Genomic DNA, 25437 nt, shown 5'->3' with positions numbered 1-25437 from the left:
TTCATAAGCGACCTCACGACCCCACACCTGTGCTCGTCAGCCGGCCGCAGGGATGAGGTCACGATGTCCGCCTGTAGGAGTCTTATCCTTGCCAGGCGCAAGTTTGACGGAGCCAATCGGCTGGACGGTGAAATCCGAGGCGAGATCTTGATACGAGAGAACAGGTAGGTCTATCCCATTGCGGGTGAGAAAGCCGCGGACGAAGCGCCGGATATCCATCGAGCCCAGGATAACTGGCTGGTTCTGACTGCGCGCGATGCTCGAATGGATCTGGCGAAACTGTGAAAGTAGCATCTCGCTTTGCCGATCCTCCAAAACGAGGTAGGGACCGACAGCGGTCTCGCGCACCGCACCTCGCACGATATCCTCGGTCTCACGCTCGACGATAAAGGCCGCGACAACACGATGGGCGTTGGCATAGCGGTGACAGATCTGCCGCTTCAGAACGGAGCGTACATATTCGGTGAGCAGTACGGCATTTTGCTCCCGTTCGCTCCATTCTGCAAGCGCCTCCAAAACCAAACGGGTGTTCCGGATCGGGATGCCCTCGTCCAGCAAGCGACGTAGGACATCCGCGATGCGAGGGATCGGTGTCGTGCGCAGCACCTCCTTCACCAGATCGGCATATTCCTGCTCCATCCGGCTAAGCAACTGACGCGTTTCCTGAATGCCCACCAGGCGCTGTGCATAGCGTGTCAACGTCGACTGGACGCGCAAGGCGATGATTTCGCTCGGATGGTGGTGCCCTATTCCGGCAGCTTTGAGAGCAGGCGCATGGCCTTGTTCGATCCAGATCCGATTCGTGTCTGGGTCCTGCCAAAAGGGGATCCCGCTCAGTTCAATGTTCGCCACGTCGTCGTTAAGTAGGAGTTGTTTCGGGTCAATGGCGCCCTCTTCCACCGGCACTCCTTCGACATCCACCCGGAATTGCGATTGGGCCAGGTGCTGTGCGCTTTGGGCGGGAATGCGTGGAATTGTGATGCCAAGATCAGCTGAAACCAGTGCCGAAACCCGTGCGACGCACTGCTCGAGTTCCCCTACGTCGATTGCCTGCATCAGGTTCGGCGCTAGCGACAGTGTAATCGGAAGTGCCTCGGCGGGCACGGTTTGCTTCTGACCTTGTGCGGAAGCGGGAGCCGAACCGGTGGGACCGGCGCCGGCCTTGGGAGCGGTCTTGCCCTCTTGCACGCCAACCTTGAGAAAGCTGGCGGCAGAGAACAGCGCGGCCAGTACGACAAAGGGGGGCAAAGGGAAGCCAGGAACGAACCCCATCACAAGCAAGACACAGGACGCCAAGCGTAGCGCTTGTGTGCTGGCCGTAAGTTGGTTGACGATATCGGCGCCGAGATTGAGTCTGGAAGGACCGTTGACACGAGTGACAATGGTTGCGGCTGTAATTGACAGCAGCAGGGCCGGAATCTGCGAAATGAGCGCATCACCGATCGTCAGGATCGTGTATTGATGCATCGCCTCTTCGAGGGACATGCCCTTGGAGAGCGACCCGATCGTGATGCCACCCAGCATGTTGATGCAGATGACTATTAGTCCGGCTATAGCATCGCCCTTCACGAATTTCATAGCGCCGTCCATCGCGCCGTGCAGTTGGCTTTCTCGCTCAAGCGCGCCCCGCCGGCTGCGGGCTTCGTGCTGATCGATATGGCCGTTGCGCAGCTCCGCGTCGATCGCCATCTGCTTGCCCGGCAGCGCATCGAGCGTGAAGCGCGCCGATACCTCCGCCACCCGTTCGGCGCCCTTGGCGAGAACCATGAACTGCACCATGGTCACGATCAGGAATATGACAATGCCGACGGCGATGTTGCCGGATATGACGAAATCGCCGAACGTATGGATGATGCTGCCGGCATCGCCCTCAGCTAGGATCAGTCGCGTCGTTGCAACGGTAAGAGCGAGACGAAAGACGGTGGAGATCAGGATGACGCCCGGCAGGGACGAAAAGTCGAGCGGCGTGTTGAGATACAGGGCTACCATCAACAGCAATATGGCAAAGCCCAGATTGAAGCCGATCAGCATATCGATCACGACGATCGGGATCGGCATGATCATCATTCCGATCGCCAGAAGAAGCATCAACGCGACCATCAAATCCGGGTGAGCCGGCGCGCGCGTGATGAGATTTCGTAGAAGGTTGGCCATGAGAAGCCTTATGGTTGTTTGATTGCAGCTGTGCTGCCCCGCAACAAAACATAGCGTTTGAAGACGGCTTGCGCTTCGGTCATGCGGCCAGCGTGACGCAGGGCGTGGCTGCGCATCAGCATCAAGGGCGGACACGAAGACGGCTCGTCATCCAGTTTGTCAAGCCTGTCCAATATCGACAGTGCTTCGTCACCGCGACGCTCCGAGATGAGAGCGTAGGCCAGGATGCGGAGCAGGCCGATGTCTTGAGACTGTTCGTGAGCGACCAGCCGCAACAGAGCCAGGCTCTTTTCGCTCTGTCCGCACGCAAGGTAGACGTAAGAAAGCACGCAGAGCAAATCTCGCTCCGGCCCGGAGATCAGCTCGATAGCGCCGGCTTCGGAAACGATCGGCGGCTGTGTAGATGTGAAGTGTTGCACTTTGTCCGGCCCGACCATTGCTAGCCTTTGATCAAGCCGTTGTGACTCTGCCGGAGCAGGATTAAACGTTGCAGCTCCAGTTGCAGAAGGGCGGCCCCTTCACGTGGCACCAAATCCTCTGGCGCGGCTGATAGCGTATCAGCCAAACGCTCCAGAAGAAGGCCGTGTTGCTCTGGACGCAGAACATGCGAATGACGTAAGCGCGGCGTCACGAAGGAGAGCAGACTGCGCGCGAGATTGGGCTCATTAAGCCAAGCGAGTTCCGAGCTTGGCTCGATCTGACCTGGCGAGGCGCGCGCCTCGTCTAGATTGATGCGCGAAACTGCATCGATCGAACTGAGCTCGAGCGCGCCCTCGATCGTGGCGTCCACCAACCGATCCAGCACGTCACTATGATGAGAAATTGAGGTGTGGCTCTTGTCATCATTGCCACGCGTCCGGTCAATCCCGATGGACTTGGCTCGAGAATTGACCGGCGTAATGGCAGACGCATGATGATCAACGTTTGGCTCCTGAAAAGAGGTGCTGGGCTCGACGGGATTCGGGGGCAGCCTAGTCATGCGCTTTGCTTCCTTACCTGCGGCCTAAAACGCTAATAGGGTAGAGTGGCAAGCCGGCCATCCCGGCTCAGCAGAACACGCCCTTCCTCAATCCCGTAGACGGTCCATCCATTGCTCAAGAGCGCGCCGACGAAATACTTTTGACCAGCAATGACAATATAGGGGGCGCTCCCGCGCCAAACAGCTTGGACCCCAATTGCGGGAGGCGTCTTCTCATCCTTGATAGCCACCGCATTGACGAGCGTATAAGCGCCATTGCTATTGTGATCAAACCGCTGCTGGACGTCTCGCCATGTGGCGAGCGAGGCGGGCGTAACGGTGCCGTCGGCGGTGACAACGCCCGCCCCAGAGCCGACCTTGATGCCGACAAGGCCCGCTCTGTCAACGTCCTCTTGCAGCCGCTCGGCAGCTGCATCGGTGGCCAGAGCATCAGGAGCGCTGAGCGCCAGCTTGGGTGCAATGTCCGTAGCAGGGGACGACGGACTTGACGCCACGGTGGTGTCGGTCTGGACAAAACTGGATGAGAATGCGCCAACCGCGGCAGAGCTGATTAGGACCAAAGCGAGAAAGGCGAGCGATATACGCCGGCGGTCGATGGAGCCAGCTTGTTTGTAGTCCTCGATCATCCAGCGAATGGACATCGCCCCGACATGCAAAACGACAGGAAGAGGGACAACAATGGACTCGTTCGGTAAAACAGTCTCGTACCCCTCGATCCTAACGTCCCTCGCAAGGGCCTCGATCTCGATTGAATTGGAATGGGGGGTGACACGAAGATGGTGCGGTTCGAGGCCTTGTTCGATGAAGATTAAGTCAGCATCGAGGCTGCTGCCAATCAGACACGATCCGAACCCCACTTTACTTGTCAGCCCGGAGTAACAGCCCGACAATACTTCGAAATGCGGGCAATTTGGTTCATTCACGGTCGGTTTCCTGAACAGCGAACGGAACCGTACGGCAAAACCGTACGGCCCGTTGCGACTTCACAGACTAAGCAGCCGGGGAAAGTGGGGCGGCGACGTCGCCCCATCTCATCCCTTACTGCACCCGCTCATCGGCCGCTTTCTTGACGGTCGAGAGCTCGGTCGAGACGACCCGAAGTTCCACATCTCTCTCAGCCGCCTTTGTGCTGGTCGCAGTCAGAGCGGCGATTTGCCGTTGGAATGCCGCCTCTCCAGCAACTTCAGCAGCCGTGGAAGCGGCTGCAGCAGTAGCGGTGCCGGCTGCCCCACCTGCAGTCGAGGTATGAGACGCACCAACATTTTTAGACATACTATTCTCCTGTGTGCTCGAATTTCGCCGCGACGTGCGGCTCCTATTTCCTAACGTCGCAACATGCGACGTCAGGAATCCTCCTCTGTCTCGGCCATGACATCGTCGAAATGGCTCATTGCACTATTCGCAAATTGGAGAGCCGCGGCTCCCAAAGCGACGCTGAACGCTTGCTGCATAGCGGCTTCGTGCGAGTTGCCGCCCGTGGACGCGCCGCCGTTTTCGGGAATGTTTGCATCAGGCGATCGGGCATGATCGTCGCGCTCGCCAGGCTTGTGAGATCCTTTTTTGCCGCCGCTTTTGCCGCCAGCCGCATGGAGGTCAGCATCAACGTGCCCAGCGGTGCTAGAGCTCGTAACGCGCATCGGGTTCTCCTATGTCAATTCGATCGTGCCAATGGAGGCAGTTCCCGCCCTCCACTATGCAAGTATTAGCTTTCGACAAGCTGACGAGTCGTAGAAAATGCAATGAGCCGATGGTCGATCATTATACGTCTTCACCAGCCGACCGTATTTGAACAAGTTGCCCGCGAAAGCTGGAGATCAGATGGTTAAGACAAACATCGTTTGTGGAGCTTGATCGGGTGAGCACGTTGCTCATCGTTTCGAAAGCTTCAGTAGCGAAATATCAAAGCCACCACTAACAAAAGCGTTTTGAGGCCGACGTGCTGCAATCTCGGGCTCACGTCCCTTGCGATGCCTCCGAGCTCTTTCGACAATTTGCTTGCAGTCAGGCGAAGTGCATGGAGCTTGACCTGGTCGGAGCGAGGCGGAAAGCCAGAGTGACGGCCGATTCAGCGGCCAAGAGCGGTCCCTCGGTCCTGGCGGGCCCATAGCAGATCCTCAATTGCGATCCACTTTCAGGGAGACCGAGCAGAAGCCCGCCACTCGAGAAAGAGCCCTTCGGACTTCTACCGCTCTGGACCAATGTGCTCTCGATCCTTGCGCAACCGGCAGGCTCCGCGGCTGCGGCCGGTCTGTCGCGTAGTGTAAATGCATCGCGGTCTTGGCGGGCGGCGTATGCAGTCGATGGAACTTCACAGCGGCAGACTGGGTTTGAGGTCGGATTCGAACGATCGAGTGCGGCCAACATAGTTTGTACGCAGTGAAGAGCCGAAATAAGTTCCTCGGATTCGGGGGCGGTCTCAAGTATGCTGGTAGAGCTTGCGCGACCTACTGCTCGGCAGAGAGGCCCAACCGCGGGGAGGCCGCGCAAGCTCGATTAGCGTTTCCAGCGTGATCCTGAGAAGATAGCGTCGCTCCGTCTAGGCGTTAGCGCCTGCAGCTTGCAAGCGCTCGGATTCGATGCGAGCCTTCAGGTTATTCAGATAATCCTCCGCGTAGGACTGGGCCGCCGAAACCGGCAGGTTGATGCCGGCCGTCGCGGCTTCTTGAATTGCCTGCTTCACCAAGCCTTCTCGCATTGCTAATTTGACTTCAGGTCCGGCGATGCAGCCCACCGCCTGTGCCGCAAGGCTCAGCCCGGCTTCTTCCAGCGCTTGGTTTATGTTGCCGCCACTGATGGCAGTGTGAAGAAGATTTGCAGCTTGCGCCTCGGCTTCGAGCACCATTGACGCCAGATCGGCCAATTCACCCAAGCCTGGAATGAAGCCAAGTACACCGACTGCTGTCGCGGCCCAGTCGAATACCTTAGAGCCAACTTTGAGCACGTCATTAAGTGCGTGCATGAAGGCGCCACCGTTCTTTTTGGGAGACTTGATGTCGGGCTGGTCTGCCATGCCCATCGTCATGTCCGCGACCGCGTCCTGCTCGGCAGGCGTTCGGACGGCATGCGTCTTCACTTGGTGAACGGTGCGGTTCGCACCCGACATGTTGTTGAAGAACTGGTTGAAGTCGGTCTTGCTGATGTTGCCGGAATCAACCGTATGGCCGCCGCCGAAGTCGAAGAACTTATGGTGGGTTTTGTAGCCCGTAATCGCGTTGTTCATCAACCCGAACAACACAGGATCGGAGAGCAGCTGGGAGGCCGCCTTTCGCACCTCGGGCGCGAGGCTCTTATCATCGACCATGCTCGCCAGCTTTTCTCGGGTCAGATCACCCTTTCCGAAGAAAACGTTTTGGTTCTTGCTGATCGTATTGAGCGTATCGAGCTCGGCTTGCGTGAGATTCATCGATGATGAAGCAACCTGCAGGAAGTCCTCTTTGTGGACCTTGTCTATCGAGCCACCGTACAAGTGCTTCCATTCATCCGGGTGGTCGAGGAAGTATTGAGCGGCCGCGAGGACCTGTGGCGGGCATTTGCCGGTTTTAGCTTCGCCGTCGACGATCCGCTTGAAATCCGCAAGGCTCAGGTTCTTAGGCAGGTTGTCGGAATAGCGATAGAGCTCGCGCAATGCATCGGTCTGGGTCATAACCGATGGTTCGCCATTCCGGGTGCCATCGGAAGGGATGTAGTTTTGCGTATAGCTCTTTGCCCGCTGCTCCTGGAAAGCAGCAACCTGAGGGTGGTGATCGGAGAAGCCGGAGAGATCACCTGCTTTGATCTTCCCGCCGCAGCGGCCGTCACCTTGCGAGCCTATCGCATAGAAGAGCTCTGGGTCCTGTTGCAGAGCCTCGATCGCCGCCTTTAGATCCGGCGGTGTGGAGGGATCGTTGGCCAAATCTCCAAGAGATTTCCAATCCAGCGGGCATTTGTCTTTGTGTCGGTTCAGCACCGACACAATCTGCAGCTCGGTATCAGTCAGCGTGCCGCTGTTCCACGTGATCCTGGAGCTTTGTACGGGTGCCTCTGCAATCTTCGGGGCGCTCGCAGCGGAGGAGGACTCCGCGGAGGATGGCTCTGGGGCCTGCTGACATGCGTCCAGTGCGGCCTTGATCTCCGGCGGGAGGATGTTCCGCACCTCCTGCGTGAGTTCCTCCGTCAGCTGCTTGGCTGAGTCTGCAGCCGGCGGATCCTGTGGAGTGGAATGGTCATCGGCATTGTCTTTCAACGAGAAACTAGCCAGCATCGCCTCGAAGTTTGAAAGATCCCGCGCCGATGAGGGCCCGGGGGCCAGCCCGGACAAACTCGAGCTGGCGGTTAGCGATAGGTTGTTGACTGACATTATACGTCCTCTGATTTGAGATCGCACCACAAGCCGGTCATGTGGCGCAGCCCGAGAATCGCGACGAACAACGAGCAAGAAATGTCGATAGGCTTCGATGGCTCCTACCACTTGCTTCCGATTGCTCAGTGCGCCCCCAGCGCTCAGTTCCGCTACAATCTATAGGCACATCGCCGTCTAGATATTCACGCCACATGGTAGGTTCGATTAGCTTTCCAAAAGCTGACGGCGCTCAGAGGTTTCACAACGAGACGCGCAATGATGGTGTGAGAGGCGGTGATGGGTTCTCGATATCGGAATCGGCTTGCTTGTTATGCTCGATCGCTCGCCTCCGGCCAACTAGGTCGAATTAGCGAGGCCGAGTCTGCCGCTCTGCGGATGGTCACGTGCGCTGACTAGTGCAACAACGTCGCAGGCCTCCGCAGCATCTTATGGTGAAATCACCCACGCGTAGCGACCTCGCGCCTGCCCCCAACGAGAGTGTTGGCGCTTGCGTAGATGCTCGAAAGAGTCCGACGGTATTGGGCGGACCCTATTGCCCCGAGCGGATCGAAACTCAGCTGGGCACGGATTCTTCATGTCATCATGCTTAGCCGCTTGGCGAGTGTTCGCTCGAACCGACAGGCCAAAGGGAAGGGTCCAGCGACGGTTTGAGACGAATAAAACCTTCTTCTCGCCATTCCGCCGTGTGAGGCACACCCAGGATGGTGAACGTTGTTGTCCGGACACCCCTGGTAGGTATGAGATCGCGGCTTCTTAGCATTTCGATCTGAGCGGGCGTAGCTGTTTGGCCAGTGAAGACCCAGTCGTCCTTGGCGCGACGACCGTTCGCCATGGCGAAATCTCCAATTTCCGGCGGAGCAACCCTTGCGTGCCACGTGGGCCTAGCTTGAGACGGTCCAGTGTGAGGTGACCCGGCCCGCATGAGCGAAGGCTCTAGATCTTGCCAAACAAGGTCGTTGCCGAAATCGGAGGCGTCCGCGCGGTGTTGAGCGATCGGCTGTTGGGAATTGGACCGCTCGCCGCCGCTCAATGATGGCTCGACGCGCGATGATCTGCCTCCGAGTTCCTGCCAAATTAGGTCCTGGCTATATTCGGGTATTTCATGCAATCCCATTAGTTCACGCTCAAACTCCCTTGGACCGGCGGGCGACGAGGACGAGTGGGGCGCTGGGCTGTTGTTCGCCGGGCTTAGCGCCTTGAAGTCCATCCTGTTTCTCCTTTTGGACAACGGAGTGGGCTTATGCGACGAAGCTCATTTGCATGACGGATTTCGTAGAGTTGTTCAAAAGCTCGCATGAGGCGCGATCCTGGTTCGCATCCGTGGCTCCGGCCTGGACGTTTATTGCGCCGCCCTGCGGCATCGGCCATCTACACATCCACGCTCTGACAATGTCAGCAGTAGCTTTCGAAAAGCTGACAGAGGGCATAAACGGAAGCATTGGATCTCTTCCTGGGCCATCTGTTGTCATCAGGTCATTTCTTAATTGCATCGGGTGTGTGGACCACGGCGTCTTGATGTGGTGCCTCCGGCGAAGGAGCGTCATTCGGTCGTCCTTGGCGAACGACCACGCTGGAGGATCCCCGAAATAGCATCAAAACCGACTCGTGCGGTGGCTTTTCGTCACCGCTCGGGTTTCGCCGTGCCTGTGCCTCCGCCGCAAGTCCTTTGAGTGTTTGCTCCACAAGCGCGACAAAGCGGGGTGGACCAGAGGCGAAGACGAGGCCGTCTCCCGGTACGGCTCTCACGATGTAACGCTCGTCGGAAATGTTGAGCGCATCGAGTGCCGCCTTGAACGCATCAAAGCTGATTGGACTCAAGACCAAAAGGCGGCTTTGCGCCTCATGCGCGTCGGATACGTAGAGCACCAGCCCATCGTAGTACCATTGAAGATTGTAGAGATTGATTAACCGGTCGAGGAACTCTCGCGGTGGGAGATCCGGCATTCGCCCGCGAATCCGCCCCTTCACCCCGGTGCTGACATTGACTCTGATATTTAGGTTGTTGCCGAATTCCTGCAGTGCGGCCGCGAGGTCCTGATCTAGAACTGTGTAGCTATAAGGCGTCGATGGCAGCGCCAGGGGAGCGCCGAGCGCCTCGACGACGCCCAAGCAAATGAAAACACCAGCATAGAGAACTTTCTTCAAGATGTGCAGCCTTGTGGATGGGATGAGCATTCCTGCTATTTTTACACTTGAGAACAAGCACCGGAATTCGTCCCAAAATTTGGAAGCCGATGCTTCGTCCCAAATTGGAAGCTGACCGTGATCATTAGATGACACATGCTCGTCAGTTTTTGGTCAGCTTGCTTCTCTAAGGTGCCGGCCCATTCGTGTGAACGGACGGCTCATCTCACTACGTGACAGAAATGATTTCATCCATGTTGTTTGGCGTTACGTCGATCTCTGCCAACTCGGTCGAGTGTGCCTCCAACGGCTGTTCGCCGGCACATGCCCAGTTTGTCGAGAGTCTTGCGCAGGTGGCCTCGAACCAAGATGCCGCCTCTTCTGTGGCCGAGCGCGCGCCAGCTCCATCGCTGCCGGAGGTGCAGCGCGCAGTCACGCCGGCGAGCCCGCTCGGCGATCGCGTCCTACAGAGTATTTCTGCTATCCACCAGGGGAAACCATTTCCGTCGGGTGCAGTCTCGCCGACACTCGTCGGCGAGCCTGATCGGACCAAGAGTCTCCAGCTTGGGCCGGCAGCGCAACCAGTCTTGCGTGCACAGCAAGTCGAGGTACATCCAGCGGCAAAACCGGAAGGTGCGGATCATTTCGACTCGGCGCTGGCGAATCTGCGGGATGTTTACAACGGCGTCATTCAGGTTTCACTCCTCTCCAAGGGGACAGGTGCTGTCAGTTCATCTCTGAACAAGCTCCTATCGGCGGGCTGAGCGGGCCGTTGGCTGTCTTGACGAAAGACAAGATCGGGAACGGCTGTCCCGCAAGAAAGCGGCTTCATGCTCTCGTCCTGTTGCCGCTTTTGCTGACCCTCGCCGGTTGCAAAGCTGATCTGTATACCAAAGTTCAGGAGCGCGAAGCCAACGAGATGCTTGGGTTGCTCCTGAGCAAGGGCGTCGATGCCATCCGTGTCGTCGGTAAGGATGGGACCAGCACAATTCAGGTGGAAGAAAAGCAGCTCGCCTATTCAATCGAGCTGCTGAATGACCAGGGCTTGCCGCGCCAACCCTTCAAGAGCCTTGGTGAGGTGTTCAAGGGAGCGGGCCTCGTTGCCTCTCCGGTTGAGGAGCGAGCCCGCTACGTCTATGCTCTCAGTGAAGAATTGTCGCGCACGATTAACGATATCGATGGGGTTCTCTCCGCCCGTGTGCATGTCGTTCTGCCGAAGAATGATCTTTTGCGACAGGATGCAACCCCGTCCTCGGCGTCGGTATTCATTCGACACGCCTCGAACGCGAAGCTCTCAGCCTTGCTGCCGCAGATCAAGATGCTCGTCGCCAACAGCATCGAAGGTCTATCGTACGACAAGGTGGCGGTCGTGTTCGTGCCGGTTGAGCGGGCTCAGCATGAGGTCTCCGTTGTGGCAGCGGCAGCTTCCGCCGAACCAACCAAGTTCATTGCAACCCACATTGCGATCGGTGCAGGAGGTGCGCTCGCTGCGTTGGGCATTCTATCTTACCTGCTGCTGAGCACACGTGGGCGACAGCTTCGTCAATCCTGGCGCAAAGTAACAGATCTCGGCAGAGGTGCCAGCAAGCCAACGGTCCAGTCCGCCGGCAAAAAGCTCTCCTCCGATCTGAAATAGGCGGCAGCAGGCCCGTATCGATGGCATCCACTGAGCCAAATCATTCACTCAACCCGCATTCCGATCGCATGCGCGACCTTGCCGCCTTGATCCATCCCAGCCGTTTTGCTGGCCATCTTGATGGGCTCCTGTCGGCCGCCACCGTGCTGCAGTTGCAGAAGACTCCGAGACTGCAGCAAAGACTGGTCGAATTGCTGCTAGGCAGTGAGCTGGTCTCGAACGGAACCGACTGGGGTAGGGACGTTCTGCTCGGGCATGATCCGCGTCGGGCGGCGCTGCTCGCTGGCAGTGTCTGGCATGCCCGTTCGGTGCTGAAGCTTGTGTCAAAGCATGATGTAGCGATTCTGACCGAAAATATTGGTGCGGAAGCACATGCTTTCGCAATCCGCCACTTATCCAGCGCCGTCGCAACCACATCGATTCACGATCCGCAGAAGCTGGCGAGCCAGATTGAACATGACGGATGTGCCTGCCTTGGCGCTTGGCTCAAGGACGCATCAGAGCTTGACCGTGTGCGCGTTCTTTTCCGCTTACCTGTGGGGACCACCGCCGAATCCCCAGCAGCCGAACACCACAACTCAGCGGGTCAGTTACTGTCTTTGGTGGTGGCCCACTTGGCCACGGAGGGGCCAGCGGCATGACGGCCAATGAAACAGTCTTGCCAGATAGCCCGCGGATACGGCCGCTTGGTCCGCTCATACCTGCCGCGGAACTCAGCATCTGGTACGATGCGGTGCAGACGCGCGCGCTAGCCGAGCGATATCTGCGGCAGGTTCGCAGTTGGGCAAGGAAAGCCTATCAGCAGGAGCGGGAGCGCGGCCATTGCGAAGGTCTTAGGTCAGGCTCGGACGAAATGGCACAGCTGATCGCCCGAGCTGCTTCCGATGTGGCCCGGCGAAAAGCCGTTCTGCAACGGGAGTTGCCACAGCTCGTCATTGAGATATTGACCGATTTGTTGGGCTCCTTTGATCCGGGTGAGATGTTGGTAAGGACCGTTCGTCACGCCGTCGAGCAAAGATATGGCAGCGCAGAAGTATGCCTTCACGTGTCTCCTGTGAACGCTGATGCACTAAGACATGAATTCCTGGCGTTCGATGGAACGGATGGTCGGCCGAAAGTCAGAATTGATCCGGATCCGGCCGTGGGGCCCGACCAGTGCGTTCTGTGGAGTGAGTTCGGCAGTGTCGATTTAGGACTTGCCGCGCAGCTCCGCACATTGCGTCTCAGCCTTAATCCATCTTCTCAGGAAAGCGATCCGTGACGACGCAACGATCAGGCCATGATCAAGCGGCCGAAGAGGGAGATGTGCATGCGGCGATAGCATCTCTAAGATTCGCAGCAAAGGATGTCGATACGCGTGCCGTGCGGGGACGGATCACGCGTGCGATCGGTACCTTGCTCCATGCCGTGTTGCCAGCGGCCCGTGTTGGAGAACTTTGCCTGTTGCAGGATCACGCTTCCGGATGGTCACTTGAGGCGGAAGTCATCGGTTTGCTGCCGGACGGGGTGTTGCTGACGCCCATTGGCGATCTGGTAGGCCTGTCCCACCGCGCGGAAGTGCTCCCGACCGGGCGCATGCAGGAAGTGTCAGTCGGCCCCGACCTGCTCGGCCGCGTGATCGATAGCTTCGGCCGTCCACTCGATGGCAAGGGACCGATAAAGACGGTCCACACACGTCCGCTCCGCGGCAAGGCGCCCAACCCGATGAGGCGGCGTGGCATCGAGCAGCCGTTTCCGCTCGGCGTTCGCGTGCTGGATGGACTTCTGACGTGTGGCGAAGGTCAGCGGATCGGAATCTATGGAGATGCCGGTTGCGGTAAGTCGACGCTGATGTCGCAAATTGTAAAAGGCGCGGCCGCCGATGTCACCGTGGTTGCGCTCATAGGAGAGCGTGGACGCGAGGTGCGTGAATTCATCGAACGTCATATTGGAGATGCCCTCGCTCGCACGATCGTTGTCGTTGAGACATCCGATCGATCGGCAATGGAGCGGGCGCAATGCGCTCATACGGCGACCGCACTCGCCGAGTATTTTCGTGATCAAGGGCTGCAGGTCGTTCTGATGATGGATTCGCTGACGCGCTTTAGCCGTGCGATGCGCGAAATCGGCCTTGCCGCAGGAGAACCTCCTACCCGGCGCGGCTTTCCTCCTTCCGTCTTTGCGCTGCTGCCTAGTCTGTTGGAGCGTGCCGGTATGGGCGAGCGGGGCTCGATCACGGCATTCTATACCGTGCTTGTCGAAGGTGACGGCACGGGCGATCCGATCGCCGAAGAGTCGCGCGGCATTCTCGATGGTCATATCATTCTTTCGCGCGCGCTGGCCTCGCGAGAGCATTTTCCCGCCATCGACGTGCTGTCGAGCCGAAGCCGTGTCATGGATGCGGTCGCCTCTGGTCCACATCGCAAGGCGGCATCCGTCTTCCGCGATCTGCTCTCGCGCTACAATGAGGCTGAGTTCCTGATCAAGGTCGGTGAATACAAGCCGGGCAGCGATCCACTGACTGATCGGGCAATCGATTCAATCGAGGAACTGCGCGCATTCTTGCGCCAGGGACAGGACGAGCCGTCTAGCTTTGAGGAGACCGTTTCATGGATGTCGCGTCTGACGGCCTGAATCTCGTGCAAGCGTCGAAATTGCGGCTGGTGAAAGACATGAGAGAGCGAAGCGCGCTTCGTGAATTGTCGAACATGGAAGCCAGGCGCCGAATTGCGGTCGAAGCGCTGCAGCGAGCGTCTGAGAATCTTGAAGGCGCGGAGAATCGTCGCGCCAAGGTCGAAGCTGAACTTTATCAGGAGCTGGCGTCGCTCAAGACGATGTCGGTGACCGAGCTCGATCGTCGCTGTCAACTCGTCCTTGGGCGACTGGCAGCACAGATCGAATCGGCACGCCAGGCGCGTGAGCAGGCGCGCGTCGCGCATGAGCAGGCTCAGCGGTCAGTGAATGAGGCGCGGACCATATGGGCCAAGCGCTCGGCGGCGAGCCAGAAATGGGAGGAGATTGAGGGCGATGTCCAGCGCACTACCGCTGTCCGTTCGGAGTGTGCGGCCGAAATCGATGCCGACGACGAGGTTTTGCTCCGATATCAGGGTGGTTCGCGCAGCCAAGCGGTCGGTGGCTCGAACTGATGGCTCGTTCTCTTATGACGTCGCGAGCTGCGCCCGTGGAACCTGTCGGTAAATGCCGTGGGTGAACCCACACTATTTCAGCCAGCGGTAAAGTTGTCGCTTGGCGTGGTCTCGTGGCTCAACGAGGTCGCCGCACCACGCACGGTTCTGCAGAGCCGCCTTGGCGATAAGCCGCTATCGATCCGTATAAGCCGGCTTGTTTGGCAGGCCGAACCATATGCCATGTCGATGCTCGACTGCGTATTTTGCGCCGGAGGCGAGACCGCTGTCTTGTCCTTGCCCCGCCTTCTCGTCGAGGCGCTGATTTCAATGGTCCAGTATGGCCTTACTTTACCTTCGGACCCAACCCGCTCGCTGCTTCTCGAACTTGCTGTGGAACCTTGGCTCGCTCGATTAGAGATCATGCTCGCGCGGAATTTGCAGCTGATCCGCATCGAAGACGCGACGGCCAAAGACCCATATTTGGAGCTCGACGTTACTTTCGGACCGCTGGCGGCCAAGGCCCGCCTGCTCTTGTTCGCACCACTTGACGGTCTGGTTCCGTCTGCTTTTCGTGTGTTAGGCGAGTTGATCGGCCAATTACCGCGAGACTTAGGCAAGATTTCTTCGGAATTGCCGGTCGTGATTGCGAGAGAGATCGGCTCGCTGCGGGCGCCCGTCAGGCTTCTTCGTCAAGCACAGCCCGGCGACGCACTGCTGCCCGACGTCATTCCATTTGCCCATGGCCAGCTCATCCTCGCTGCGGACAAGTTGTGGGCGCCGGCGCAGGTCGCGGGCGACAGACTTATCCTTCGGGGACCATTCCGCCTGCAGTCCCATCCTCTAAGGTATGAAAATATGACGATACGAGCCCAAGCGGAGCAAGCAATCCCGCCCTCGGAAGCCGACATCGACAGTGTTGAGATCACACTTGTGTTCGAATGCGGCCGCTGGCCCATCCCGCTGGGTACGTTGAGAAGCATCAACGAGGGGCACGTGTTCGAGCTTGGCCGGCAGCTGGACGGTCCGGTCGACATTGTCGCCAACGGTCAAGTGATCGGCCGCGGCGACATCGTACGTGTCGGTGAAGCGTTGGGCATCCGGTTACGTAGCAGGTTGGCGGTCAATGGTTGACATTCAACCGAGCATCCTTGCGCTTGTTGCGGCGACCGTCGGCCTTGGCCTGTTGACGTTCGCAGTCGTCACAACGACGGCGTTCATCAAGGTTTCCGTCGTTCTCTTCCTGATCCGCAACGCGCTCGGCACTCAATCCATACCACCGAATATCGTTCTGTATGGCGCTGCATTGATCCTTACCGTGTTCATAGACGCCCCGGTATTCGAGCAAACATACAACCGCGTGACCGATATGCAACTTCGTTACCAAACCACCGACGACTGGTTGACCGCCGCCAAGGAGGGCAGCGAGCCGCTGCGCGCCCATCTCAAGAAGTTCACCACTGAGGAGCAGCGCACGTTCTTCCTGTCGTCGACGGAACATATCTGGTCGGAGGAGATGCGCGGCAACGCAACAGCTGATGATATTGCGATCCTCGTGCCGTCCTTTTTGATCTCGGAGCTTAAGCGTGCGTTTGAAATCGGTTTCCTTCTCTATCTTCCGTTCATCACAATTGACCTGATTGTGACGACAATTCTGATGGCCATGGGTATGTCAATGGTGTCACCAACAATGATATCCGTTCCTTTCAAGCTTTTTCTGTTCGTCACAATCGACGGCTGGTCACGGCTCATGCACGGATTGGTCTTAAGCTACGCATCTCCGGGGAGTTGAGATGGACGAGGCCAGCATCCTCACCCACCTGAGCCGATCACTGGTGCTGTTCATGATCTGGGTTCTACCGCCGCTCCTGGCAGCCCTCGTGGCCGGATTGGGTATCGGCATCGTGCAGGCAGCAACCCAGCTCCAGGATCAAACCCTGCCGCTTACCGTGAAGCTCCTCGTCGTCGTCGCCGTCCTCGTTCTGTTTGCTCCGGTGCTGAGCGCGCCGCTGATCGAGCAAGCCCAGCATATCTTCACTGAGTTCCCCGCGCTCACAGCGAGGTATTAGTGCGCGGAACGCAAGGCTGTCTAAGTTTTAGCTATTGCGCGCGCTTGTCGGCCTTCATTGTGAACCACAAAAGGCGAGTTCGTCAGCTTATCGAAAGCTCGCCTCACTAGCATGAGACGGATAGATATCCGAACTGTCCTGTTCGGCTCCGTGAGCCTGCCGTATTCGGAGGAAGAATGACCCCATTTGGAAGTTCTATCTATTCGATTTAGGTTTTTGCTAACGACGTGATGGAATTACCTGCTGAGACCTGGTCCTCGATGCATTGCCTGGCGAGTTGTCGACGCAGTGAACGGGCGAACCGCTTTGATTGCAAGTGGCCCCACGATTCTAGCGTTCTGGTGATGAGCCTGCGAATGAAGGTGCCGCTCGAGACCGATCTCCATAGACTGCGAAATTGATGGAAGCTTTGAGGCCCTCAGATCTCCAAACCGCGCTGCGGCCGGTGAGAGCGGAAGAAGCGTGGTGGCTTGTAGGCCGCGCAGCGGCGCGATTTCGCCGGTGCTCTCATCGAATGGTCATACCTCTGCGCCGGATGGCTGTAGTCATATGGATGGTTGAACCCGAAGCATCTGCCTTGTGGGAGGCCTGTCGCTCTGCAACCGCTGGGACAGGAGATCTGCAGAGTTATTGACGTCTCACATCATGGCGACGCGAGTGCGACGGTTGCATTGGCTGAAGGAACGACGAGCTGAGCTCAAATGGATGCCTTGTCACCCACCGAGACGCAAACTCTGATTCAGACTGCTGTCGAGTTCGTCGTTGCGGCCGGACTTGGCGCGGCCCGGGCCCTCGGCATTATGCTGATTCTTCCGGTATTCACGCGACCGCACATTAGCGGGATTATCCGCGCAAGCGCGACGGTTGTGATTGGATTGCCTTGCTTGATGCAGATCAGGAACGGCTTGCAGACACTAGATCCGGGCACCCGTATGATTGCGGTCTCGCTCCTCGGTTTGAAGGAGATATTTATCGGCCTGCTGTTCGGTTTTCTGCTTAGTATACCACTTTGGAGCATCCAGGCCGTTGGTGACATCATTGATACCCAGCGCGGCATCTCCAGCCAGGTGGACGATCCTGCCACACGCAGTCAAACCGCCCCGATGGGGCTCTTTCTCGGAACTGCCGCGGTTACGATCTTCGTTGTATCAGGAGGTCTTCAGACCATGGTCAGATGCCTCTATGGAAGTTATCTGATCTGGCCCGTGTATCGGCTGCTACCGCCCCTGACCCCCCACGGGGCAATGGAGTTTATCGGGCTTCTCGACCATATCATGCATACGACCCTCGTGGTCGCCGGGCCCGTGCTGGCTCTGCTGCTTCTGATCGACGTATCCCTCATGCTGCTCGGGCGCTTTGCGCCGCAAATCAAGCTGAACGATCTCTCTCCGACCATCAAGAATGCCGCCTTTGGCATCATTATGGTCAGCTACGCCGTCTTCCTGATCGAATATATGGGAGCAGAGATCATTCGGTTTAACGGCGTGCTGGAGTGGCTCGAGAAGTTCTTGAAATGAACGACACGAGCGAAGAGAAAAACCTTCCACCAAGTCACAAGAAGCTGAGGGACGCGCGTAAGAAAGGGCAGAGCCCGCGCAGCGCCGACTTTGTGACCGCGGCAAGCCTTTGCGCTGGTTTCGGCTGCCTGTGCTTCAGGGCGGGCCCGATCGAAGACGGATGGCGCGAAGCCGTGCGGCTCATCGACAAGCTGCAGGAACAGCCCTTCAACAGTGCGGCCCGGCAGGCGTTGGTCGGATTGATGGACCTTTCTATAACAGTCGCGGCTCCCATCCTAGGTGCGGCGGTTGTTGCGGCGATTCTGGCCGGTGTCCTGGCCGGCGGCGGGCTGACGATTTCGGTTGAGCCGCTTAAACCCAGCTTTGAGAAATTGGACCCTGTCAAAGGGCTGAAGCGGATTGTCTCCCAACGGTCGGTTGTCGAGCTTGGAAAGTCTATCGTCAAAGTTTTGGTTCTTGGCGCTACGTTCGTTTTCACTGTGCTCGCAAGTTGGAGGGCACTGGTATACTTGCCCGTTTGCGATTTGAGCTGCTTTGGTTTTGTGTTTAAAGAGCTCAAGGTGCTGATCGCGATTGCTGCCGGCGCTCTTCTGATTGGCGGCTTGGCCGATTTGCTCATTCAGCGTTGGTTGTTCTTGCGCGACATGCGCATGACGCAGAGCGAAGCCAAGCGCGAGTCCAAGGAACAGGATGGTAATCCGCAGATCAAGGGTGAACACCGCAGGCTCCGCCGGGAGTCGGCGAACGAGTCTCCCCTCGGCATCCATCGGGCGACAGTGATACTGACGGGGCGAGCGACATTGATTGGGCTGCGCTACGTTCGGGGCGAGACCGGCGTCCCGGTACTGGTGTGCCGCGGCGAGGGCGAAACGGCTTCACAGTTACTGGCGCAGGCGCGCGCCCAACGTCTGAGCATTGTCGAGGATCATGTGTTGGCGCGTCAGCTGATCCGAAAAGGTGCGATGGGCAAGGCCGTTCCGATGGAGTGCTTCGAGAGGGTTGCAAAGGCAGTCTTTGCGGCCGGCCTAGTTTAGCGTCGCGCAAAACAGCGATGCGCTCAAATCTCTGGTCAACAACCCAACTGTCTCAGAACCTGATCTGCAAGCTGCACGATCCCAAGAAAAGGACCGAGCAAAGATTGGATTCCAGGAGGCTCGTCGGCCGATTCCAAGACTGATAGGACAAGAATGCCAACCGACGTTCATGCTGCTCGGGTCTTACGAGCCGCTTATTGGGTTTCTGGCGCAACCCTGTTATGCGTTTCATCCTCCAAATTGCTCCTGTTGCCCGCCGACGTGGCCCCACGTGCGGTGATGGGAAGCACTGCACGATCACCACTGGTCGGCATGACAGCGCCATTGCCTAACAAGTCGCCAGGTTCATTGACCATGACCGCAAGGTTATTCCGGACTGAGCAGCCAAGGGTTGGATTGAACGAATTGTCGTTCACTGTAGGACCGACGATGGAGAGCGAGGGGCAGACCGGAGGATGGGCTTCGAAAGTGATTGCTTCGATCCTCACCCCGGAACGAGCCGGAAAATCCACACGAGAAGCAGACAGGCGGATGTTGTAGGTGGCAACGCCCATGGCGCGAGCCTCGTGGGCCACCTGTGCAATGAGTCTGGGTGGGCCGATGACACCCACATGGAGGGCATCCCGTCGGCCGCGACTGGTGGCTGCAATAAAGCTTCGCAGCCGATGCCGTTCGGGGCTACGAAGGCTCTGCAGGAACAGCACGCTACTCTTCTGCTCGACGTGGATCTCTTGGTCAGCCGGCGCGGGCTGGATCGAGCCAGTATTTGCGCAGCCCCCCAATGTTGCTCCAATAACGATCGGGTAGCACAGATGTCGCAAAGTCATTTGGCGATCCTCATTCGATAATAAAGCCGGCGCTGCCGGTCAATCCTGGTGCGCTGGCGCGAGGCGCATCGCGCTCTCGCGGCGGCCGGGCCACCGTATTCGTCAAAATCCGCCCCGCGTCTGAGGGCGGTGAGATGCGGTCGCTCGGCGCACTCATCCGGTTCGGATTCGGTCCGGGCCGCACGATGTAGGGCGTGACAATAATGACCAGCTCGGTTTCACGTTTTTGAAACGATGAGGAGCGAAAAAGCGCGCCCAGGATCGGCACATCGCCGAGCCAGGGAAACTCGCCGATATCAGTGTTGAAGTTGCGTCTGATGAGGCCGCCGATTGCAAAGCTCTGACCGCTGGCGAGCTCGACCACGGTGCTCGCCCGCCGAGTCGAGAGGGCAGGAACCGCCATGCCATTGATTTTGACTTCGCCTTCGCTCGATAGTTCGCTGACTTCGGGCTTCACACGGACATTGATCTGATTATTGTTGAGAACCGTCGGAACGAACTCGAGGCTCACGCCGAACTGACGAAATTGGACCGAAACCTGCCGGTTGTCCTGCATCACCGGAATGGGGAATTCGCCTCCGGCGAGGAAGCTTGCCGCTTCGCCGGACATCGCCGTTAGATTTGGCTCAGCCAGGATTGAGGCGAGGTGCTCGCTCGCGAGAGCGTCGAGAACAGCGCTCAGGTTGGCATTGCCGGCGCTAAACCCAATCCCGATCGTGCCGCCGCCGCCGGCCGCGCCGGACCCGCCCCCTTTGCCGGTCACAAGGAAAGCGCCGTTTGGGCTCGAGGCCGTGAAGTTGATGTTGAGATCCTTGACCGCGCTGCGGGAGACTTCTGCCACCCGTACGCTGAGATTCACCTGCAATGAGCCGGCGACCTGGATCTTGTTGACAACCAGCGCGCCCGCGCCAAGGAACTGCTCAGTGACCTTCCTGGCGGTCTCGACGACATCGGCATTAGGCGCCGTACCGCTAAGGATCGCGCCGCGCGGGGTATAGCTGACCTGAATTGGATAGTCGCCGACCTCGGCCTTAAGCGCGGCCCGCAGATCCTCGATCGGTTGGGTGACGACAACACGCAGCTCGGCGAGAGCCTCTCCGTTGTCGTTCAGGGCAAACAGGCTCGTCCGTCCGGCCTTTTTGCCAAACACGAAAATCGTGGTGTTCGATGGCGCCTGATAATCCGCAATCGCCGGGTCGGCTATAAAAATGCTCGCAGCCGGCCCGGTCAGATGAACTGTCTTGCCCTGTGAGGAGGTAAGGTTGATCGTGCCCGTGGTGCTGCCAGGCGCCGCACGTGGCGGTTCCCCTTTGCCATCCCGCTTTGTCTGAGCTGTGACAGCAAGCGGAAATAGCAGAGCGAGTGCGCACAGGACGTAGCAGAGGCGGGGAAAAGCGGCGTAGTGCGAGCCGCTGGCGACCATCGGCGGCTCGCCGGCGTCATTATTAACCACGTTCAAGGGAGTACTGCTTTCAAGTTCGATCGGCTAGGCAGCCGATGCTGCGCCGATGAGTTCAAGGGTGTAACCGACACCGCGCGCGGTCTTGATCCTGAGCGTTGCACCCGCCTGGCTCAAATGCGTGCGTAAGCGATAAATCCCGACTTCCAGCGCATTGGTCGAGACCTCATCGTCAAATGCATACAAGCTATCTTCGAGCGATGCGCGCGGCACGGTACGGCCCGCGCGGTTGAGCAGATGTTCAAGAATGCACACTTCGCGGCGCGCAATTCTCAGTACTCGACCACCGACCGAGACTTGTCTTGCGATCGGATCGAAATGCAGATTCCCGAATGTCACAACCGGCGCCATCATTTGCGTTGACCGTCGCAAAATAGCTCGCATGCGGGCAATGAGTTCGTCGATAGACACGGGCTTGGGCAGAAAATCATCCGCGCCCGCATTGAAGATCGCAATCCGCCGGCTAAGATCATTGAGACTGCTCATCATCATAGCCGGCATTGATTGTCCCTCGCGCCGCAACTGCTTCAGCCAGTCCAATCCGTCTCCATCGGGCAAAGCCGATTCGAGCAGGACCATGTGGTAGTTCGCGCAATCGAGCGCGGCCGCCGCCTCATCCAGCGTGCGTGTCACGTCGACGGCGAAGCCACAATTTAAGAGCGCTTCCTTCACGTCGCGGGCAAAGTCCGCATGATGATCAACCAGGAGAATTCGCATTCATCGCCTCCCGTCCATCCTCGGCAGGACTTGAGCGTGTCACGCTGACCATGAGATTCGGCGGAACCTAGAGGCCGCCGCTTTGGCGTGAATTCGAAAAGCCGTAAACGACACGCAAGACCTTGTTGGCAGGCGACCCATGTCTGCGCGTCCATCGTCATCGGATAGGTGGCGGCCTGCGGCGGATCGCTTGCGCAGGGGGGCGCGGCTCAAAATCTCCCTTACGCCGGCAAGAGCTCTGCAATCTCTCACGAAGCTGAGAGTCCTGGCCGCGCGCTGATGCATCTGTAGGCCGAGCATAGCCGTGCCTGCATGCACTACGCGAGCGCCTGCAGTAGCGATCGCGCCAAACCGCCCGAACGAAACGAAAGCGCAGGCGAGAGCGGCTGTATTTGCCGCCGAACAGACTTGCGAAACCGACATTGGAAACTCCCATTCGCCTTGATCCGCGGTCAGTCCTGCAAGGCTGTTGAGCCCGTAGTGTCGTCAAGTCACGACAACGCAAGTTTTCCGCGTTTGAAGACACTTCACGCACTATGCATCGGCCAATGGCTGGAAAAGGCCGAGATGCGCGACGAACGATCAACACGCTCATCGGCGGGATAGACATCCTCTCGCTAGCCGGTGATAGCCAAACAAGATGTCAACTGTCCCGAAGTTCGGTCGCTCCGGAGACGTTCTCCACCGCAGTCGAGCGAATGCTGCCAACGAAGGACAAATTGAGTCCGGCGTTGCTGTCGCGCATTGTCTAAGGTGGTTACGCCGCCTCCGTTTCGTCAGAAAGGGTGAACGGCGCAAGAATGATCTAATCTCGAGCTTGGACTCGACATGTGGTCGGCATAGGCGAAATAGCGATTGCCCGCGTTGTTCTCGCGCGCTGGATCCTGGTCTGGCTGCGAGAAGGGCGCTGCGTCCTGCGCTCACAGAGCAGATAAACGATGCAAGCTCCGAAGGGGAGCAGTCGAGTAGTGTGACGGGGCGGATCGGCCGAGTATTGAGGTTTTGAGACGTTCGCAATTGTTGCTACCTGTCAGGAAGAGTTCACGCGGGCGGATTCTGTCGCGAGACTGTCGGAAATCCTACAATCTGACGCTGGGTGAGATTCAAGTGCCTTTAAAGGCTCCTTGTAGCGGTGCCCTCAAATTCGAAATCGTTGTGAGGCAACGGCGGCACAGTTCGGCCATGCCGTCGACCTGCGCGTGGCGGTCGGTCTCGCTCTCTCCAACGTCGTGAGCATTTGTCCGTCCAATTGAGCGTAGCGCCAGAAAACCCCTTTGAACTGCGCGAAGAGGCAGTCGTTCTTACGAAGCTTTGGGTAAGCCATGACCCCAGGATCGGGCGATCCGATCCGCCTCATACGTGGCAATTTAGCGGGAAGACCGTGGCGAGGCGCGGGGATGCGTCCACGTGACGACAGGAGCTAACGTCCGAGATGCAGATGGCCGATCGCGCGAGCCAAGTTGTTCGGCAAGGGACTGAGGAGAGAATCGATTGCCAGACGTCATCTTGAATGCGGCCTCCATACATTGCGATCGACTATGGGGCTGTTAGGCGTGCTCGGCAAAATCGATTGTTTTGATGGAACGCATCCAGGTGGCGGATCGGCCGTACTGCAACAGCGCCGCTTGCTGCGGACCAGTAAATACCTGATAGGATCGCGGCCGAAACACCTGTTGGTTGACCGCGCGGTTAATGTCAGGCCGAGCTAGCTAAGGCGGGGAGCGTTCAGCGGCTTACCTCACCAAAGCCGCCGGCCAACCGTGAGGGCGGCTAACAAATTGATGCGGGTGATGTCACAACGCATCCAAGATGCCAGGATGCTTCAATGAGCGGGCAGGGGAGAGAGGATGTCCGGCGTCCTCCCGACCGTCGGGGGCGTATCTTCCGTCGCAGCCCTCAACCGCTGTACCGCTCGATCGGCGAATTGATCGGGCCATCGATCACGCGGCCAATATGCTCAAGCTGTTATGCGTGAGGCGGAGCTGGTGCGCCGTTTTCCCAGTTCTTCCTTGGGGGGTGTTTTGGTGCTTGAACGCCAACGAACCAGTCAAATGGCGCAGTCGACGGACCATCTACTGATTACTCTCGCGCTTGTAGGGATTTGCTTCGCTAGCGGTCCGGTAGCTTTCCAAATTGCCGCCCAGGAACAGGCGTTCGGTTTCTCGGGTTGGCGTTCTGCCCAGTGAGCACATCAAATCGACGTCTCCATCGATGTTGTCCTGATCTTCGGCATTCATTCCAAGCCCAATGCTACTCAGCACGTCGTCGGGGGTCCAGACAGTGGGCTTCGGTACGGTGTAGGTGTGCAGCGCGTCCGCATTGTTGGCGATCGCTCTCGCCCAAGGATCGAGAAACGACGAGTTTTGCCGGATCCGGGACCAATGATACGAAGGGTGATGCTGTTGTCTTGCCGCGCATATGCGAGCCAGCTCGGCGCGCTCGGTCCATAGGATACCGCTCCAGAGGATCTCCAATGGAAGAATGATCCCGAGCCGTGTTGCGGAGATGCGATATTGCGCTCGTGTTTTCTTCCGTGCGCGGCTTGCAATCATTGTCCTGATTCTAAAAACGCCGCAGTGTGACATATGACGACCGCGCCACCTCGTCGAATAGGGGGGCCCGATCGACGGGAGCTGCGATCGCCGATGACCAATGTGCTGTTTGCTGCTCGGCAAGGTCAATCTCGTTCCGAAGCGCTTCAAGAGTGGCACCTGTCAGTGTTGCGGCAAGCTGAGCGCGTGCGCTGACAAATGATGAGGCTGGATAGCGACTGGTTTCCGGGGCCACCTCGTTTGGCGCAGACGAGGATGTGGCAGTCCCGGAATTTGCCGCTAATGAGACTGAACCCGAGGTCGGGTAGACCGAATCTAAGTCGTCTAGATCCAAGTCATTCAGCTGCTGCTCAAAGCTTTCTTGGTCTTCTGCACTGTTTGCCGGTGCGCCGGTCTGGGCGCTAAGCTCGTCTGGTTGCCAGTCGACGCTGTGCGTGTGCTGCAGCGCGTCGTGAACCTCAAAGGGCGTGTCTGCGGCATTCCGTGCATCAACATTCATCTCTCTCTCTCTCTCTCTCTCTCTCTCTCTCTCTCTCTCTCTCTCTCTCTCTCTCTCTCTCTCTCTCTCTCCCTTCGAGTGCCGGCTGTCGGCGTAGATTGTTGCAGGTGCAGCTTTCGGGAAGCTGACGGACCAGGAAGGAAGCCATTTAGCTTTAGCCTTTTGAGGCATGCCGAATGGATTCAGTCAGTGAGGCGAGCGGTCAGCTGGACGGAAGCCGCGCAAAGCGGCGGATCAAAAGTCGGTGCCGCCTTGCCTTCTGGTATTGCTGTTTCGACTAGGCCGAGATCGGGTGCCTTGACTGAGCTTGATCCGACCGCCGCGTCAGGTTCGCTCCACCACCTCATTGCGGACACGTCGTCTAGGGCAGGCAGTCCTTGCACAGCTATCAAGATGGACAAGCTGGCGCATGCGGCTGGTCGAAGTG

General features: G+C 58.2%; 24 protein-coding genes. 11 read left to right on the top strand and 13 right to left on the bottom strand.

All coding sequences use genetic code 11. The features are described from left to right. Positions 1 to 36: 36 nt before the first annotated feature. The 8 genes from sctV to P6U29_RS35665 all read right to left on the bottom strand — a co-directional run bounded on the left by sctV (position 37) and on the right by P6U29_RS35665 (position 9647). Positions 37 to 2154: a type III secretion system export apparatus subunit SctV gene (sctV, locus tag P6U29_RS35700; RefSeq protein WP_407114856.1), complete on the bottom strand. Its 2118-nt coding sequence runs from the start codon at positions 2152 to 2154 to the stop codon at positions 37 to 39. A gap of 8 nt (positions 2155 to 2162) precedes the next feature. Next, positions 2163 to 2591 carry a tetratricopeptide repeat protein gene (locus P6U29_RS35695; protein ID WP_407114855.1) on the bottom strand — a complete coding sequence of 143 codons (429 nt, stop codon included), beginning with the start codon at positions 2589 to 2591 and terminating at the stop codon, positions 2163 to 2165. Positions 2592 to 2593: 2 nt separating this feature from the next. Further along, on the bottom strand, positions 2594 to 3133 hold the full coding sequence (locus P6U29_RS35690; RefSeq protein WP_407114854.1) for a hypothetical protein: 540 nt from the start codon (positions 3131 to 3133) through the stop codon (positions 2594 to 2596). Between the two features lie 32 nt (positions 3134 to 3165). After that, the gene (locus tag P6U29_RS35685) at positions 3166 to 4056 is read right to left on the bottom strand and encodes a hypothetical protein (RefSeq protein ID WP_407114853.1); all 891 of its coding nucleotides are present in this window, start codon (positions 4054 to 4056) and stop codon (positions 3166 to 3168) included. 115 nt (positions 4057 to 4171) lie between these two features. After that, on the bottom strand, positions 4172 to 4405 hold the full coding sequence (locus P6U29_RS35680) for a nodulation protein NopA (protein ID WP_407114852.1): 234 nt from the start codon (positions 4403 to 4405) through the stop codon (positions 4172 to 4174). Positions 4406 to 4476: 71 nt separating this feature from the next. Next, positions 4477 to 4770 (bottom strand): hypothetical protein, encoded by a 294-nt coding sequence (locus P6U29_RS35675; RefSeq protein WP_407114851.1) that lies wholly within the window; start codon positions 4768 to 4770, stop codon positions 4477 to 4479. Between the two features lie 899 nt (positions 4771 to 5669). Beyond that, positions 5670 to 7469, bottom strand: coding sequence for an HrpF/NolX family T3SS translocon protein (locus P6U29_RS35670; protein WP_407114850.1), 1800 nt, complete (start codon positions 7467 to 7469; stop codon positions 5670 to 5672). Between the two features lie 1476 nt (positions 7470 to 8945). After that, positions 8946 to 9647, bottom strand: coding sequence for a secretin N-terminal domain-containing protein (locus P6U29_RS35665; protein WP_407114849.1), 702 nt, complete (start codon positions 9645 to 9647; stop codon positions 8946 to 8948). 191 nt (positions 9648 to 9838) lie between these two features. Between P6U29_RS35665 and P6U29_RS35660 the strand changes: the two genes are divergently transcribed. The 11 genes from P6U29_RS35660 (at position 9839) to P6U29_RS35610 (ending at position 18956) form a co-directional block, all read left to right on the top strand. Then, on the top strand, positions 9839 to 10360 hold the full coding sequence (locus P6U29_RS35660) for a nodulation protein NolB (RefSeq protein ID WP_407114848.1): 522 nt from the start codon (positions 9839 to 9841) through the stop codon (positions 10358 to 10360). Positions 10361 to 10377: 17 nt separating this feature from the next. After that, positions 10378 to 11232 carry a type III secretion system inner membrane ring lipoprotein SctJ gene (gene sctJ / locus P6U29_RS35655; RefSeq protein ID WP_407114847.1) on the top strand — a complete coding sequence of 285 codons (855 nt, stop codon included), beginning with the start codon at positions 10378 to 10380 and terminating at the stop codon, positions 11230 to 11232. Between the two features lie 20 nt (positions 11233 to 11252). Beyond that, entirely contained in the window at positions 11253 to 11873 is a 621-nt protein-coding gene (locus P6U29_RS35650) for a nodulation protein NolU (RefSeq protein ID WP_407114846.1), read from the top strand. Then, a complete protein-coding gene (gene sctL / locus P6U29_RS35645) occupies positions 11870 to 12493 on the top strand; it encodes a type III secretion system stator protein SctL (RefSeq protein ID WP_407114845.1) in 624 nt (207 codons plus the stop codon). Before P6U29_RS35650 ends, sctL begins: the two co-directional genes overlap by 4 nt. After that, positions 12490 to 13845, top strand: coding sequence for a type III secretion system ATPase SctN (sctN, locus tag P6U29_RS35640; protein WP_407114844.1), 1356 nt, complete (start codon positions 12490 to 12492; stop codon positions 13843 to 13845). The genes sctL and sctN overlap by 4 nt, the downstream gene beginning before the upstream one ends. After that, entirely contained in the window at positions 13821 to 14357 is a 537-nt protein-coding gene (locus P6U29_RS35635) for a hypothetical protein (RefSeq protein WP_407114843.1), read from the top strand. The genes sctN and P6U29_RS35635 overlap by 25 nt, the downstream gene beginning before the upstream one ends. Positions 14358 to 14414: 57 nt before the next feature. Continuing rightward, complete coding sequence (gene sctQ, locus P6U29_RS35630; RefSeq protein WP_407114842.1) at positions 14415 to 15470, top strand: type III secretion system cytoplasmic ring protein SctQ; 1056 nt, start codon at positions 14415 to 14417, stop codon at positions 15468 to 15470. After that, entirely contained in the window at positions 15463 to 16128 is a 666-nt protein-coding gene (gene sctR / locus P6U29_RS35625) for a type III secretion system export apparatus subunit SctR (protein ID WP_407114841.1), read from the top strand. The genes sctQ and sctR overlap by 8 nt, the downstream gene beginning before the upstream one ends. Before the next feature lies 1 nt (position 16129). Beyond that, a complete protein-coding gene (locus P6U29_RS35620) occupies positions 16130 to 16405 on the top strand; it encodes an EscS/YscS/HrcS family type III secretion system export apparatus protein (protein WP_025038819.1) in 276 nt (91 codons plus the stop codon). Between the two features lie 701 nt (positions 16406 to 17106). After that, entirely contained in the window at positions 17107 to 17922 is an 816-nt protein-coding gene (gene sctT, locus P6U29_RS35615) for a type III secretion system export apparatus subunit SctT (RefSeq protein WP_407114840.1), read from the top strand. Next, entirely contained in the window at positions 17919 to 18956 is a 1038-nt protein-coding gene (locus P6U29_RS35610) for an EscU/YscU/HrcU family type III secretion system export apparatus switch protein (RefSeq protein WP_407114839.1), read from the top strand. Before sctT ends, P6U29_RS35610 begins: the two co-directional genes overlap by 4 nt. 194 nt (positions 18957 to 19150) lie before the next feature. Here P6U29_RS35610 and P6U29_RS35605 read toward each other — a convergent pair whose 3' ends face one another. The 5 genes from P6U29_RS35605 to P6U29_RS35585 all read right to left on the bottom strand — a co-directional run bounded on the left by P6U29_RS35605 (position 19151) and on the right by P6U29_RS35585 (position 25010). After that, positions 19151 to 19783 (bottom strand): CpaD family pilus assembly lipoprotein, encoded by a 633-nt coding sequence (locus P6U29_RS35605; RefSeq protein ID WP_407114838.1) that lies wholly within the window; start codon positions 19781 to 19783, stop codon positions 19151 to 19153. A 10-nt stretch (positions 19784 to 19793) separates the two neighbouring features. After that, positions 19794 to 21242 (bottom strand): type II and III secretion system protein family protein, encoded by a 1449-nt coding sequence (locus P6U29_RS35600; protein WP_407114837.1) that lies wholly within the window; start codon positions 21240 to 21242, stop codon positions 19794 to 19796. 27 nt (positions 21243 to 21269) lie between these two features. Further along, entirely contained in the window at positions 21270 to 21959 is a 690-nt protein-coding gene (locus P6U29_RS35595; RefSeq protein WP_407114836.1) for a response regulator, read from the bottom strand. A 2072-nt stretch (positions 21960 to 24031) separates the two neighbouring features. Beyond that, complete coding sequence (locus P6U29_RS35590; RefSeq protein WP_407114835.1) at positions 24032 to 24511, bottom strand: hypothetical protein; 480 nt, start codon at positions 24509 to 24511, stop codon at positions 24032 to 24034. Positions 24512 to 24521: 10 nt separating this feature from the next. After that, entirely contained in the window at positions 24522 to 25010 is a 489-nt protein-coding gene (locus tag P6U29_RS35585) for a hypothetical protein (RefSeq protein ID WP_407114834.1), read from the bottom strand. Positions 25011 to 25437: the final 427 nt, after the last annotated feature.

Source organism: Bradyrhizobium sp. LMG 9283 (genome assembly GCF_045571415.1).
Lineage (GTDB): Bacteria > Pseudomonadota > Alphaproteobacteria > Rhizobiales > Xanthobacteraceae > Bradyrhizobium.
Note: the sequence above shows the minus strand (reverse complement) of the source record. Positions and strands in the feature narration are given on the sequence as shown.

Bases quoted from the DNA above. Each gene is read 5' to 3' on its own strand.
- sctV (WP_407114856.1), bottom strand. From the start codon at position 2,154: ATGGCCAACCTTCTACGAAATCTCATCACGCGCGCGCCGGCTCACCCG.
- P6U29_RS35695 (WP_407114855.1), bottom strand. From the start codon at position 2,591: ATGGTCGGGCCGGACAAAGTGCAACACTTCACATCTACACAGCCGCCG.
- P6U29_RS35690 (WP_407114854.1), bottom strand. From the start codon at position 3,133: ATGACTAGGCTGCCCCCGAATCCCGTCGAGCCCAGCACCTCTTTTCAG.
- P6U29_RS35680 (WP_407114852.1), bottom strand. From the start codon at position 4,405: ATGTCTAAAAATGTTGGTGCGTCTCATACCTCGACTGCAGGTGGGGCA.
- P6U29_RS35675 (WP_407114851.1), bottom strand. From the start codon at position 4,770: ATGCGCGTTACGAGCTCTAGCACCGCTGGGCACGTTGATGCTGACCTC.
- P6U29_RS35670 (WP_407114850.1), bottom strand. From the start codon at position 7,469: ATGTCAGTCAACAACCTATCGCTAACCGCCAGCTCGAGTTTGTCCGGG.
- P6U29_RS35665 (WP_407114849.1), bottom strand. From the start codon at position 9,647: ATGCTCATCCCATCCACAAGGCTGCACATCTTGAAGAAAGTTCTCTAT.
- P6U29_RS35660 (WP_407114848.1), top strand. From the start codon at position 9,839: ATGATTTCATCCATGTTGTTTGGCGTTACGTCGATCTCTGCCAACTCG.
- P6U29_RS35650 (WP_407114846.1), top strand. From the start codon at position 11,253: ATGGCATCCACTGAGCCAAATCATTCACTCAACCCGCATTCCGATCGC.
- sctL (WP_407114845.1), top strand. From the start codon at position 11,870: ATGACGGCCAATGAAACAGTCTTGCCAGATAGCCCGCGGATACGGCCG.
- P6U29_RS35635 (WP_407114843.1), top strand. From the start codon at position 13,821: ATGGATGTCGCGTCTGACGGCCTGAATCTCGTGCAAGCGTCGAAATTG.
- sctR (WP_407114841.1), top strand. From the start codon at position 15,463: ATGGTTGACATTCAACCGAGCATCCTTGCGCTTGTTGCGGCGACCGTC.
- P6U29_RS35620 (WP_025038819.1), top strand. From the start codon at position 16,130: ATGGACGAGGCCAGCATCCTCACCCACCTGAGCCGATCACTGGTGCTG.
- sctT (WP_407114840.1), top strand. From the start codon at position 17,107: ATGGATGCCTTGTCACCCACCGAGACGCAAACTCTGATTCAGACTGCT.
- P6U29_RS35610 (WP_407114839.1), top strand. From the start codon at position 17,919: ATGAACGACACGAGCGAAGAGAAAAACCTTCCACCAAGTCACAAGAAG.
- P6U29_RS35605 (WP_407114838.1), bottom strand. From the start codon at position 19,783: ATGACTTTGCGACATCTGTGCTACCCGATCGTTATTGGAGCAACATTG.
- P6U29_RS35595 (WP_407114836.1), bottom strand. From the start codon at position 21,959: ATGCGAATTCTCCTGGTTGATCATCATGCGGACTTTGCCCGCGACGTG.
- P6U29_RS35590 (WP_407114835.1), bottom strand. From the start codon at position 24,511: ATGATTGCAAGCCGCGCACGGAAGAAAACACGAGCGCAATATCGCATC.
- P6U29_RS35585 (WP_407114834.1), bottom strand. From the start codon at position 25,010: ATGAATGTTGATGCACGGAATGCCGCAGACACGCCCTTTGAGGTTCAC.